This is a genomic window from Aquimarina sp. KJ22-3, assembly GCF_055808215.1.
This window is the reverse complement of the sequence record NZ_CM147859.1, coordinates 1,743,968-1,757,476: the sequence shown is the minus strand read 5'-3', so window position 1 is coordinate 1,757,476 and position 13,509 is coordinate 1,743,968. Positions and strand designations below refer to the sequence as shown.

12 protein-coding genes are annotated in these 13,509 nt (G+C 34.7%); 6 read left to right on the top strand and 6 right to left on the bottom strand.

Annotated features, from left to right (window positions below):
- Positions 1 to 70 precede the first annotated feature (70 nt).
- Positions 71 to 940, bottom strand: a complete 870-nt coding sequence (locus tag AC0L3Q_RS07705) for a polyprenyl synthetase family protein (RefSeq protein WP_473286034.1) — start codon at positions 938 to 940, stop codon at positions 71 to 73.
- Positions 941 to 1,244: 304 nt separating this feature from the next.
- Complete coding sequence (locus AC0L3Q_RS07700) at positions 1,245 to 2,231, bottom strand: lipocalin family protein (protein ID WP_473286033.1); 987 nt, start codon at positions 2,229 to 2,231, stop codon at positions 1,245 to 1,247.
- Positions 2,232 to 2,946: 715 nt separating this feature from the next.
- Here AC0L3Q_RS07700 and AC0L3Q_RS07695 point away from each other — a divergent pair.
- From AC0L3Q_RS07695 to AC0L3Q_RS07685, 3 genes are all read left to right on the top strand, one after another.
- Positions 2,947 to 3,894, top strand: coding sequence for a tetratricopeptide repeat protein (locus AC0L3Q_RS07695; RefSeq protein WP_473286032.1), 948 nt, complete (start codon positions 2,947 to 2,949; stop codon positions 3,892 to 3,894).
- A 141-nt stretch (positions 3,895 to 4,035) separates the two neighbouring features.
- On the top strand, positions 4,036 to 4,329 hold the full coding sequence (locus AC0L3Q_RS07690; RefSeq protein WP_473286031.1) for a hypothetical protein: 294 nt from the start codon (positions 4,036 to 4,038) through the stop codon (positions 4,327 to 4,329).
- Between the two features lie 117 nt (positions 4,330 to 4,446).
- Positions 4,447 to 4,782, top strand: coding sequence for a helix-turn-helix transcriptional regulator (locus AC0L3Q_RS07685; protein ID WP_473286030.1), 336 nt, complete (start codon positions 4,447 to 4,449; stop codon positions 4,780 to 4,782).
- A 70-nt stretch (positions 4,783 to 4,852) separates the two neighbouring features.
- On the opposite strand, the gene AC0L3Q_RS07680 is transcribed toward AC0L3Q_RS07685, so the two are convergent.
- The 4 genes from AC0L3Q_RS07680 to AC0L3Q_RS07665 form a co-directional block, all read right to left on the bottom strand.
- On the bottom strand, positions 4,853 to 5,245 hold the full coding sequence (locus tag AC0L3Q_RS07680) for a hypothetical protein (RefSeq protein WP_473286029.1): 393 nt from the start codon (positions 5,243 to 5,245) through the stop codon (positions 4,853 to 4,855).
- Positions 5,242 to 5,622, bottom strand: a complete 381-nt coding sequence (locus AC0L3Q_RS07675) for a hypothetical protein (RefSeq protein WP_473286028.1) — start codon at positions 5,620 to 5,622, stop codon at positions 5,242 to 5,244. Before AC0L3Q_RS07675 ends, AC0L3Q_RS07680 begins: the two co-directional genes overlap by 4 nt.
- Before the next feature lie 179 nt (positions 5,623 to 5,801).
- Entirely contained in the window at positions 5,802 to 5,987 is a 186-nt protein-coding gene (locus tag AC0L3Q_RS07670; protein WP_473286027.1) for a hypothetical protein, read from the bottom strand.
- Positions 5,987 to 8,890 carry a leucine-rich repeat protein gene (locus tag AC0L3Q_RS07665; RefSeq protein WP_473286026.1) on the bottom strand — a complete coding sequence of 968 codons (2,904 nt, stop codon included), beginning with the start codon at positions 8,888 to 8,890 and terminating at the stop codon, positions 5,987 to 5,989. The genes AC0L3Q_RS07670 and AC0L3Q_RS07665 overlap by 1 nt, the downstream gene beginning before the upstream one ends.
- A gap of 1,152 nt (positions 8,891 to 10,042) precedes the next feature.
- On the opposite strand from AC0L3Q_RS07665, the gene AC0L3Q_RS07660 reads away from it, so the two are divergent.
- From AC0L3Q_RS07660 to AC0L3Q_RS07650, 3 genes are all read left to right on the top strand, one after another.
- The gene (locus tag AC0L3Q_RS07660; protein WP_473286025.1) at positions 10,043 to 10,807 is read left to right on the top strand and encodes a LytR/AlgR family response regulator transcription factor; all 765 of its coding nucleotides are present in this window, start codon (positions 10,043 to 10,045) and stop codon (positions 10,805 to 10,807) included.
- Between the two features lie 418 nt (positions 10,808 to 11,225).
- Entirely contained in the window at positions 11,226 to 12,407 is a 1,182-nt protein-coding gene (locus tag AC0L3Q_RS07655) for a DUF3440 domain-containing protein (RefSeq protein WP_473286024.1), read from the top strand.
- Positions 12,400 to 13,017 carry a ParB N-terminal domain-containing protein gene (locus AC0L3Q_RS07650; RefSeq protein WP_473286023.1) on the top strand — a complete coding sequence of 206 codons (618 nt, stop codon included), beginning with the start codon at positions 12,400 to 12,402 and terminating at the stop codon, positions 13,015 to 13,017. Before AC0L3Q_RS07655 ends, AC0L3Q_RS07650 begins: the two co-directional genes overlap by 8 nt.
- The last annotated feature ends 492 nt before the right edge of the window (positions 13,018 to 13,509 follow it).

The window sequence follows — 13,509 nt, the reverse complement described above, 5'->3', positions numbered from 1 at the left end:
AATCCATCTTAGCTTTTTGTTCTGGAAAACAATAGGTAAGATGAGTGTTTACTTTCTGGGTAATATTAGATTAGCGCCTCCTCTGAACTGTAAATCTTGCAAGTTCTTCTAAAACCGCTACATTATTGTTTTCAAATTCGTTTAAATTAGCGATAGCCTTTTCTGCCAATTTGTTGGCTTCGATTTGAGCATTTTCTACAGAACCAAAAAGGGAAGGATAGGTTAGCTTATTTTCGTCGGCTTGTTCTCCCGCTGGTTTGCCCAACGATTCTGTTGTTTCGGTTTTACTAAGGATATCATCTTTTGCTTGAAATGCAAGACCCAAATAATATCCGTAATCCAACAGTTTGTTTACTTTTTGTTCTGATAATTTGCTAGAAATACACCCTCCCAAAATGGCGATTTGAATTAAAGCACTTGTTTTTCCCGAATGTATAAATTGCAAGTGTTGTAATGACACCATATCATCTGCCCAAGATTCGGCATTTAAATCTGCACATTGGCCTTTATGCAACTGATTATTTAGTTTTCGGAAAAGTTCTATGTCCTGGCAATACTTATGAAATGGATACAATCCTTCCTCAAAGAGTCTTGAGGCAGCCAAGGTAGCTGTGTTGACATCATATTTTATATGACAGGTGGGCGCATTTCTTCTAATAGCATCATTGTCTTGAATATCGTCGATAATAAGGGTATAGGTATGAATAAACTCTACTGCTTTGGCAAATTCAAAGGCTTGCTGTGTATCACCATTAAATCCCTCTGATATCGCAAAAACAATGGCCGGTCTTATTCTTTTCCCGCCATCTCCCAAATTTAGCATATAATACATAGCCTCATTTGTAGATTCGAGCATATTTGTATCCGGGAATGCTATATCTCTAAAAGCGGTGTCCATTTTTGTTTTAGTTCTTGTCAGAACATCCTTGAGTCTTTCCATTTTCTATATAGGTTTTTAGAGTTCTTAACTTGAGGTTTTAGATGAATCTCAGCACGCTGCTTTAATTTTCAACGTTTTACGACACATCTAAATTTTCGTAATCTCGTTAAACAATTATTAAAACATTTCTGTATTTTGTTAATACACTGGAGGCGAGTTTGTCAGTCTGAGCTGGTCGAAGGCAAATTGAAAATCAACAGTTTAAAAACTTCGACAAGTACGATTTGAAATCGTGAAACTACTTTTTAGATAGCCTCATTTTTTAACGTTTATTATTTCTACCAAATAAACTGTTCTGGTCTCTTTATAGCTTTTTGTAAATAAATTCTCTAATTTGTTCATTATTATCACTATCAGTGAATGTATGGACAAGCTTAATAGTAGTGCTATCTTCTAATACAAATTTGACCCTGGGGTTATTTTTAAGGGCAATAGTTTTCTCATCTTTTACTACATACTCTAGAGTACTGGTTTTGATAAATTGACATTCTGCGCTGGTATCAAAAACAACCGTGCTATTTCCTTTGATAATTGTTGCCTCAATACTCTCTGGCAAAGGATAACTCACACTTACATTGTAGTCTAACAAATCTCTACGATTAAAGGTTTTTTTATGTTGAATAAATTCAAAAACGTTTTGGGGTTTAAATTCTATGGTGTTTTTTTGAAGGCAATCTTTGTCAGAGTCAATTTTCCATTTTCCCAATATATTTTGAATTACTTCTGTTCCATCAAAAGTGTCGTCATTATTATCCTCATCTGTCTGATTATCTGTTTCTACCTCGTCTGTTTCTTCTGCCTGATTTTCTCCTAATTCTGAATTGTCACTTCTAATAAAAACATCAATTTGATCTTGTTCTTCATTATCATTAGTAACTTTGGAAGTAATCTGTAAAGTATCGTCAATCAACTTGATTTCAGAATCAAAGTTAAAAAAAGTGACACTATTCAAACCAACAACTGTATAGGTCCCGGATTGTGTAACTGTTCTAGAACAAAGATTTGTTGAATTACTCCCTAGTTTTAAAAAAGTTACTTCATAGGTGTCGTCTTGATTGAAAGTGGCCGTTGATTTTTTTAAGCATTCGAATTCAGATGGTGAAACATTTTCATTGTCGATAATACTACTTACTAATATCCAATCTCCAATTAATTTTTCTTTAGTGACCATTATATCCTGAGAAACTTGCTCATTGTTTTCTGAATTAGAATCGTTATCAGAATCACAAGAAAAAAGAGTTAGAGACAACAGAATACATAGAATTGATTTGTAGGTTTTAATACGGATCATTTTGTTTAATTTTAATGTTTACTTTAAGAGTTGGTTTCAATTTAACGTGAGTTCGAAATAAGACTTATTGACAATCAGATTTTCACAGACTTAGTTGGTTAAAAACTGATTTTGCACTGATGTTCTAATAAAAGGCGTAGCATCATCTACACTAACAATACACTAAAAGTATTATGACATTTACTATCAGGAATATTCCTCAATTAGTTTTGCCTTTTTTTAAAAACGCCCTTTATTTTTAGGTATTAGATTGTGGTAACAAACGTATTGATCATGTTTACCTTTTGCAAAAATAGGGGGTGGACAAAGGGGGGACAGTACGTTAAAATCAAAAAAAACTATACATTTAGGAAATAGAAAAAGTGAGAGCTATGCCTTTTGAAATCAAAAAGGGGATTTAAGAAATTTCTGGATTTTGGAAGCCTTTCATCTCTTCTGGTGCCACCAATTGAATTTATACTAATGTAAGCACTGAAGTCGTTAATAAAACAACTGCATTTTTATCCGCAGACCGGAGTATAAATATTGGGAAAGGCATTATTTATCAAGAAAATGGGAGAAAATAAATAGCAAATGGCTTTTGATCTATGATGAATTTCAAGTACTGAAAAAGTATTAAAACAATATAAAGCAAAGAGGTGAGTTAGTACCTTACTTTATTTCCTATAAATGTCATAAATAGACAAAATTTAACTTGATTGAAAAAAATGTAAAAATGTTTCTTAAAACCTTCTTATCCTTTTGGCTTTTTTTTGTTTGTGTGTTTGTAAATGCACAAAATAAAAGAGTAGTGGATAGCCTTTTACAAATTATACATCAAAAATCAGTAGCAGATACAACCTTAGCAACAGCCTTTAATGATATAGGAGTCGAATATGCTATATCAAAACCCTCATTGGCAAAGGATTATATAATGAAGGGGCTAGCTATTTCACAACAAAATAATAACCCTAGAGGAATAGCTGATTCATACAATTGTTTGGGTAAGGTTTACCTTTATCAGAATGAGTATGATAATGCTCTAAAATATTTTGAGAAAGCGTTACAGGTTAGTAAAAAATCAAATCATATTTGGGAACAGGCTTCTGCACTGCATCAAATTGCTGCTACTCATGTTTATTCAGGAAATTATCTTGAAGGAATCACTGTACTAGAGAAATCTGGAGCGTTGTTCTTGAAAAAGAATGATTCTCTCTCTTATGCAAAATCACTTCAAACTTTGGGGGTTGCTTATAAAAGATTGGGACGGCTAAGCGTAGCGACTAAGAAATACTTAGCCTCAATAAAAATCTATAAACAACTTAACATAACAACGGGGATAACACATTCAAACTATCAATTAGGGGATATTTTATTGATAAAAAAAGAATATAGAAAAGCTTTACCTTATTTGAACTCGTCTTTATCAGGCTTTCAAGAAATGGGTAATTTTAAATTCATTTTAGTTAATCATCAAAGTTTAGGATGGTGTTACAAAGAATTAAAAGATTATGATAACGCCATTAAACACTATGAAAAAGCATTAGAAATTTATAAAAACAAATATCCAATATCCAATAGTTGTTATGCATTATCCATGTTAAGTGAGATCTATTACGATTTAAATCAGCTGGATAAAGCTACCTACTATCAAAAAAGCCGTACTGGAATTGAATTCCAATAAAAAAATGTACAAGCTAGGGAAAGCGTACACCTATATTTCTATGGGCACACTTTTTCTAAAGCAAAAAAAACGGACTCAGCAGTCTTTTACGCACAAAAGGCATTAAAATATACACGTAAAAATGGTTTTTTACGAGCAAAAATGGATACCTATCAACTATTGGCGCTTACTGCAGAAGAAAAAAACAATAATATTGTTGCTCTTGAATATTTTAAAAAATTGGCAATGTTGAAAGATTCTATACAAGAGCTAGAAAATAAAACGCTGGTTTACGAACTGAGTGCTCAATATGAAGCCAATGAAAAAGACTTAAAGATTGAGCAATTCGAAAAAAGCACTAAAACGAAACGAAAACAAATTGTTGCATTACTGATTTTGGGGGTAGTTTGTATAGCTTTTTTGCTTGTAGGTGGGAAGATATTAAGAAAAAAATAAGCAAAAACAAAAATTGGAGGAAATAGTGGAACGAAAAAATAAAGAGTTAACCACCAATACACTCCATTTGCTAAAAAAAATAACACGCTTAATAGCGTTAAAGAAAAAGTAACAGACTTGTGCAACACACAAGATGCAAATATATATGAGTATCGTAAGGTATTACAGGTTATAAATTTTGATAAAAAAGAAGATCAAAATTGGAGGCTTTTTAGAGAACTTTTTGAAGAAAGTCATCAGGGTTTTTATAAAGAAATAAAGAACAGGTTTCCCACTATTACCTCAAAAGAGCTAAGACTTATTTGCTTGTTAAGACTTAACCTTTCTTCAAAAGAAATAAGTACATTTCTTAATATATCTCCAGAAGGAGTTAAAAAAGCTCGTCACAGATTAAGAAAAAAATTGAAGCTTACTATAGAAGAATCTCTTGAAGATTATATTATGAGTATTTAATAGAGGCTTAAACCCGGATGATGCATTGAAACTTCTTATGTATCTTATAAGGTTTTAGTTTTAGTAATAGTTATTCCTTCTCCTTAAACAAATAGCTATATTCAATCTTAATTTGAAAGGATAATAACGCTAAATAGATCACAAGTTCCTTTTCTTTATCGTCAATTTCTGTAGAATTTAAAATTTCTGTGATCTCTGTAGAAATCGTTGAAGCTTCTTTTTGAATATCAATCAATAAAAAATCTTGTCTATCCAGCAATTGCAGATAAAAAGCTCTCCTAAAAGCATTGTGCCAATTATAAACAGATAGCTTATCAAAAATCCGTTTTTCTATATATCGATGCGTCCTACTATCCTTAAACCGTAGTTTTTTGGCTATTGCTTTTTTATCCACCCCTTGGTAGGTTAAGCTTAAATAGACTAATTCCTTATCACTAAGTAGTTTTGATAGTGTATGCATCATTTTGAAGTAATTATCAAATGTTTTAGAGTAGATGTTACTGTATGATCAAAATCAAGAACTGTATCCTGAGAGAATTGATATCCATATGAAATATCCTTAAAATCCTTTATAATTTTTGATGCATATCCCAATGCTATTTTTTCTACCGTTGCATCCACATAATCTTGTTTTTTTAAGATCCCAAGTTCAAATGCTTTTTGAATTAAAGCTGCCCAATTTTTGGTTTTAAATTTCTTTTTTAAAGTACCTCTTACATAACCTAAATCTTCCTTTCTAAGTGAAAGAAAATCTGCAATATATTGATCGTCGAAATTAAGAACCGACAATTTCAAAAAGTACTTTTCTATATTTGACAATGTGATTAAATTACCCTCCATAATTTATTTTTTTCTCAAAATCCTTATGATATCAAAGATCAATTCTTAATCTAAATTATTCCAAAAAAAGTGTTGAAACCCCTTTAAAACGGGACGAAGAAAGATTGAAATGTGATTTTAAAAAGTTATACCTCACAGTAAATATTCTTAGTAAATCATTTGCTATACCTATTGCTTACTTAATGCCTCCTTCTTACTTTTTTTGAAACATTGATAGATTGTTCGATTACCCATTTGATATTCCAACTTATCAATGCCGACACCACTAAAATTGCCAATAGCATAAAAACGATAAAAATACACACGGCTAAAACACTTTGACAGAAATCTTTCATAAGATCAGGAGGCATTTCTCTGGCTAACATCAATAATTGTCATATATCATTTTCGTTTCATGATCCAGCTCTGGCTCATTGTAATCTATCACACAAACATAGGATCCTACAGGAACCAGGCTCCCCTTATGGGTGCCGTCCCAACCACCACCGGGTCCATCATAATGGCCGCTGAACAGTAATTGCTGGTTCAGGTTATATATTTTCACCTCATTGTTTCCATATTCCTCAAGACCCTGGATGACCAAAGTATCAGCTATACCATCTCCATTGGGAGAAAACCCTCTATTCAACCCTACCAGAGCTTCGGACCCGCATCGCTCAGAGAAGGTCACCGTTGCTACATTTGCTCGAGACGCCTCCATATTGGGCAAATTGTTTGCTCCCATAGCTACATCTGCCGGTACATCTATGGTAATATCACCATCGCAGAGCGATGTAGCTACAATAGTAGCAGCATATGTCGATCCACTCCCTTTAAGGAGGTTTATCGTAGCATTGGTAATTTGAATATCATCCAACACAAAATCTGTTACATCGTTATCAAACATAATGTTTACCGTAAAGGGATTCAGGTGATCAATACTCTGTGGTGCATCAATGGTTGGCTGGGGAGGTGCGCTACCGTCTAATGTAGATCTAAAGCCACCCCATCCATTGTCTTCATAAACTTGCATCCTACCTGTGGGCACCACAAGGTCAATCTGGTGACGATTTGCATTGGCAAAAGCAGTTGCATGGAGCACTGGTGGGTCATTGGCCTCTACTGTTACCGAGACAAGGTCGGGATTGTTATAAAAAGCGTGGCTATCGATACGTTCTACACCTCCAGGTATGGTAATCGTAGTCAATTGGTTATCACTAAACGCTAGTTCTCCAATACTGATGACACTGGACGGAATCTCAATGTTGGTCAGTCCTTTATTTTGAAAAGCATTTTCCTTGATCGTGATCACGGCATACGTATTCTCGCCATGATCCACTGTTTCGGGGATATTCACGTCTGTGTTTGTACCAGTATAGTCGACTACCATTACATCGGTTGGAGAAGTAATTCCGTATCTGATGCCATCCACGGTAAAGATTCCGAAGCTTATGGATTTGAATCCGTCCCACCCATTATCTAAATAATCCTGCATGGTACCCGTGGGCACTACAAGATCTATTTGATCACGGTATGCATTTGAAAAAGCATTCTTATCCAAGGATGGAGGATCGTTGGCTTCTACCGTCACCAAGCGAAGGTTGGGGTTGTCTAAAAAAGCATACAAATCTATACGAGTCACCTTGCTCGATATGGTCACCTCTGTCAATAGGTTAGAAGAATAGGTCCATCTTCTAATCCAACTCACATTGCTTGGTGTGGTCACACTGGTCAATTCGTTATGCGCAAAAGCTTGCTCCCCCATGCTGGTCAAGCTTTCTGGTATCTCAACACTGGTTATGTTATTATTCAAAAAAGCATTTTTGCCGATCCATGTCACAGCACCAGGTATAACCACTTCAGTCAAGTCATTTCCGCAAAACGCACAATCCCCAATCGAAGTTACAATATCGGGTATATCAACGCTAGTCAATGGGTAAAATCCATAACGCCAAAAAGCATTGTTCCCTATAGACGTGACCTGATATGTCCCATGTCCAAATTCTGGATCGCTGTCATTGGGATCAATAGAATAGTATCGGACTTCTGAAGGAATTTCCATGTGGCCTTCCTGGGCACCTACATAATCCGCTAGCTCCATTTCATTAGGAGATACCGATGTTACTTTCCAGTGGAAGCCACTATTGAAATGGATCTGCCCTTCGAGCGAAAAGATATTCTTAAAACCCGTCCACCCTGCATCTTTATAATCCCCTATCCTGCCCTCGGGTACTACCAGGTTGATTCTTTCAGAACGGTATGGATACTCAAAGGCATCCGGATCAAGTGTCGGTGGTTCATCAGACATTATAGTTAACCGATTGATGTGTATAGCGGTATAAAAGGCCTGAAACCCAATATTTTTCATACTCCTTGGCAAGACCAACTGTAGTAAGTCCCCTGCACCTTGAAAAGCATTATCACCTATTGCGGTCACCGGGTAGCTGTTCCCATCAATATCTATCGTTTCAGGAACGACCAAATTAAAATCTGTGCTATTATTTCCTGTAATATCAATAACCGTTGCCTCGGTTGGAGAGTCTACGATTCCGTATTTAACACCCTCTAAGCTAGTGATTCCAGAGGTAACGTTTCCGTAGTCTGTCCAGCCTGCATTTTCATAAGCTTCAATAGCTTCAAAGGGTACCCTAAGATCAAAATTTATTAATAGGAACTCTCCGCCTGAACGCGCTTGAAAAGTATCTGCTTCGTAGACCGGAGGTGGATTACGTTTTATAGTTACCAGGTCAAGATCATTGTTTGCAAAAAAGGCTTGTTTCCCAATAGATTCTACGCTAGCGGGTATAGTTACCTTTGTTAAACCATTTTGAGCAAAGGCCCACTGCTCTATTCTAGTAACACCATTGGGTATAGTTACCTCTGTCATCTCTTTATTACTTCCAAATGCTCGTTGTCCGATATCGGTCACACTTTCTGGAATCTCAAGTACACCTGTCAATTGGTTTTGAAAAAAAGCATCTTCCCCAATACTGGTGACGTTGCTAGGCGTGCTAAAAGTAACTTTGGTCAATTCTTTAAGATGAAACGCTCTATTACCAATAGCCGTAACTTCATAATCGATACCTTGGTCGTTTACCGTTTGAGGGATGGTCACCTCTGTTCCTGTACCCAAATAATCTACAATCTCAACTGTGATTGGTGCAGTAATCTTATATTTGATCTCATCAACGGTAAATTCGCTTCCTACATTCTGGCCATATCCCGCCAGGCTCATCCATACCATAAAGATGGCAGATAGTAGTAATTGTAATTGTTTTGGATTTTTCATGATGCGTCTACTTTTTCAAACTTTTGAATATTAATTTGTAACAAAGAATGACCATACCAAGAAAACACCCAACAATTAGTGCTAAAACCATTTAAAAAAGGGACATAACAGCAAATTTTCGGGATTTTAAAAACAGAAATCCAATAAGATTTTGTAACACTAATTTTACATCAGACACCCATGCACATCCTTTCAAACCTATTTGTACTTTACAGATAAGAGAATCGACTTTTTAAAAGGCAGTAACCAAGATCAAGAGTCTATAAACAGTTCCCAAAATACATTCCTTTGATGCGCTATCACTATAAATGGATTGTTTGTCCCTATTTTAATTGACATGAACACATTTTATGGTTTGATCTTCTACTAAAACCTCATTTTTGTTTTCAATAAACGTTTATCCAACCACAAGTATAGGTAATGGATTGATAGTGTGGATCCTAATCAATCATTGATCCTATAAGGGTAAATATTTTGAGTTAGTTTTAGGTTTATTAACCACGACGGGGACTTACAACGACGGTTCCCGTCGTTTTTTGTAAAACCAAGTGCTTTATCCCCGTTTTATTACATCTCTTTTTTTAAAACGTTACAACAGGTTGTATGATCACATTTTGATTCTGGAGTTCCTCTCCAACAAAGCGAAGCCCCAATATTATTAACCCAAAGTGATAAAAGATGTTTAATCTCGAACCTATAAATACTTGTGAAAAACTGTTTTACAAAGTCCCTTAAAACCATTTTTTAGTCCCCATTTTAACACGCTTAAACACATTTTTTTATAAGAATAGATAATTAGGATGAATATTAGCATACGCAAGTGAAATCCCTATTGAGACGTAACATAAAATTATCCATGCTTAATAGATAATTATCCATGTTTTAGTACAGAGAATGAAAGTAGCTTTGTCTATAGATAATAACAATATGCGTGTCGTTATTTTGGCGCTAAGTTGGATAAGTTAATTTGATATTCCTGCGTAATGACCTCAATTTTCAACTTAGGTAAGGGCACGCTTATTTTTCACCTTGGTATATAGCTGCTAAGGTTTTAACAAAAGTAGCAACGAGATTTTTGAGCGTATAACACAAAAAGAAAATTTAAGATTTTATGACGAATAAAGTGGCAATTTTGGCGAGGGAAAAATCACAATGCACATCCTTGTTAGAGGACTTAAAGTTAAGTGGGGTAAGAAGAAGTACGGTTTTTTTTCTTGGAAAGACATATGGTTGTCTGAGCAGAAAAACCAGTACGATTTTATATTAATCGATTATTACTTCTTTGATATGTTTAGAGGTGATATAGTGATCTACCACTTATTTCATCAATATAAATATAAAATAACTTTTTACAGTAACATTTCACAAAAGGTAAAAACTCCAGAAGGCCATGCAACCATTGATTTATATAGAATTTTCTTTAGACCTTTTGTTGATTTTAACACCCTAATAAAAAACACTGCTAAAAATGAAGTGCTCGCGGGAATCCTGGAGAATTCATTAGAGAATGAATCAGAAACAGAGAAAATATCGCCTCAAAAAGACACTTTTTTCTTAAAAGAAGGATATTCTCTAATTAAATTTCATTTGAAAGAGGTCTTATGCTTGGAGAGTGATCGTAATTACATCACCATATATCTAGCTAACAATGGGAAACACTTAATAAGAGAAACCCTCCAATCCATATCCGAAATTTTACCCAAGAATTTTTTAAGAATTAATAGGTCTGTAATCATCAATATAGATAAAGTCTATAAGGTGGTAGGCAATAGAGTTCATATTGATGGCTTAAATAGTTTTAGGCCATTAATAGCGAACAAATACAAATTAGACATTTCAAACGCTGTACCTCTATTTAGTCAAAAGCATACCGTGAATTGGAATTGTGAGAAAAAAGAAAAAGACTATAAAATTTAAAAATTAGTATCCCAACTATAAAACGAAGAAAACACATGAAAAAAACAACAAGAATGTTATTTCGAACAATAGCAGCAATAATATTATTTCTATACCTGACTATATGTCTCTATATGATTTTAGGATATGATCTATTTTAATCAGGTTGTCGAAAGAGATGTTTTACCATCTATAAGAACCAGTTGATCTTGATTTTTTACGAATTAGAAAAGTCAGAATGAATGCTATCCAATAGAAAAACTCTAAAATGAAACATTTAGAAGAAAAATTATATGCGTTATGTGCTTTGGCAGTTATACTGTTTATATGCACAGTATTATTTATCATATCACTATTCATCGATTAGCTCTGACTAATAAAATCAACACAAAACAACCATAAAAAATAAATGATATTAAATAGTAGTACAACATAAAATATGCCTAAAAACTATCTGCAAGAAAATGTTCATGTCGCAGCCAAAAAACGTATACAGGATATTTTTAACACGTTCCCAAAGGTATACATCGCCTTTAGTGGAGGAAAAGACAGTACTGTAATGTTACATATGGCACTCGAAGTGGCGAGATCAGAAAACAGACTACCTCTTGATGTATTATTTGTCGATTTAGAAGGGCAATACGATACTACAATACGTCATATTGAAGAAGTAGCACTAAACTCGGAAGAAATTAATTTGCATTGGATTTGTTTGCCTTTAAATCTTCGAAACTCGGTTAGCGTTTTTCAACCCCATTGGCGATGTTGGGATCCGGAACAATCTAATGTCTGGATTCGCCCAATGCCTACACACCCGCAAGTAGTATCTGATCCAGAGCAATATACCTTTTTTAAACACGGAATGGAGTTTGAAGATTTTGTCTACCAATGGGGCAATTGGTTTTCAAACGGCGAAAGGTGTACATGCCTATTGGGGATTCGGTCCGACGAAAGTTTAAACCGATTCTTTTCTGTTACAAAACACGGTTGGCGTGGGAAAAACTGGCTAAGCAAGGCTTCAAATAATTTAGTGTTTTCCTATCCTATTTACGATTGGCGAACCGAAGATATATGGCGTTATGTAGGGAAGCAGAACATACAGTATAATACACTGTACGATTATTTTTATTTGTGCGGAATGTCTATTCATAAAATGCGTATTTGCCAACCTTATGGAGATGACCAACGCCAAAGCCTTGTCTATTATCAGCAGATAGAACCTGATACCTGGAACAAGGTAGTAAAACGAGTTCGTGGGGTTAACTTTGGAGCGCTTTATAGCAAAACAGCAGTTTTGGGCAGAATAAAAGTGGTGTTACCTGAAGGACTTACCTGGCAAAGATATGCTCATATCTTATTACAATCTATGCCAGCGATTACAAGAAAACACTATACTGGGAAAATAAAAACTTTCCTCAAGTGGTGGGATACCAATGGATTTACTTTAGACCTCATCCCAGATCAGGGAAACCTAAAATTAGAAAATACAGGCAAAATGCCGTCCTGGAGAAGGATATGCAAATGCATCATCAAAAACGATTGGTGGTGCCGTAGTTTAGGCTTTTGTCAAACTAAAAACACCTACAAAACCTTATATGCAAAAAAACAACCTCATGAATAAGAGTATAAAACAAGACATTATAGACATCATAAAAGAAAGTAATTTCATTTTCGAGGATCATAAAAAACAACTCGAAAAAAAGATTTTAAACGCTTTCAATCAACAGCAAGAACCTATTTCAGAAGTGTTTTGGATAGCTATAAATTCCATCTCACCTAATAGTTATAACCCCAATAAAATGGCAACCCCAGAAAAACGTCTACTACTTCGTTCTATGTTGGATCATGGAATCACTCAACCTTTGTTGGTAGCGCCAGAAAAAAACCAACGGTATGAATTAATTGATGGATATCATCGTTGGAGGGTTATAAAAACAAACAAAGAATTACGTAATCGATTAAATCATAAGGTTCCTGTGGTCATCTTGAATACATCCGACAAAAACCAAATCGTAGCCGCAATTCAACACAACAGGGCCCGTGGACGGCATCAAATAGGAGAAATAGGTGAAGTCGTAAAAACCTTATCAAATAGCGGATGGTCTTCAAGAAAAATTATGGATGCCTTGGGAATGGAAGCGGATGAAGTACTACGACTAAAACAGTTTAAAGGGCTTGGAGAACTTTTTAAAGATGAGGACTATTCGCCATCTTGGTCATGGGAAGAATAGACAAACCGAACATATATTGTTATAACTTTCTTAGAATATGGAATACAAAAAAATGGAGGTAAAACTACCCTCCATTTTTTTGTATCAATTATTTATTGTTCTGGTATATTTTATAGTTTTTTGTAACGTTTCAAATTTTCCTTATTTAGCTTTTAATATGGTTTAACTAACTCTTAACTTAGCGCCTCCAATTCCATTTGTATTTTTTTCCGTGTCTATGTATACGTAATGTTTGTTATTGCGCAACTAGCTGCTTGGAAGTATATAGATTGGTCTCTGTAAAAGTCCCTAAATCCTTTTATGAAAAAACCATCTATCTTACTTCGTTTACCTTGATAAGTAAAGATATTTATGGACCAACCTAAATACCACTTCCATTTTACAACTCTATAGTACTTATCTAATGCTACATACAATCCAGTATATTATGCCATCTCTGTTATCCTTTTTGATGGTATAAATAAATCTTTATATGTACGCATGAGCACTTGG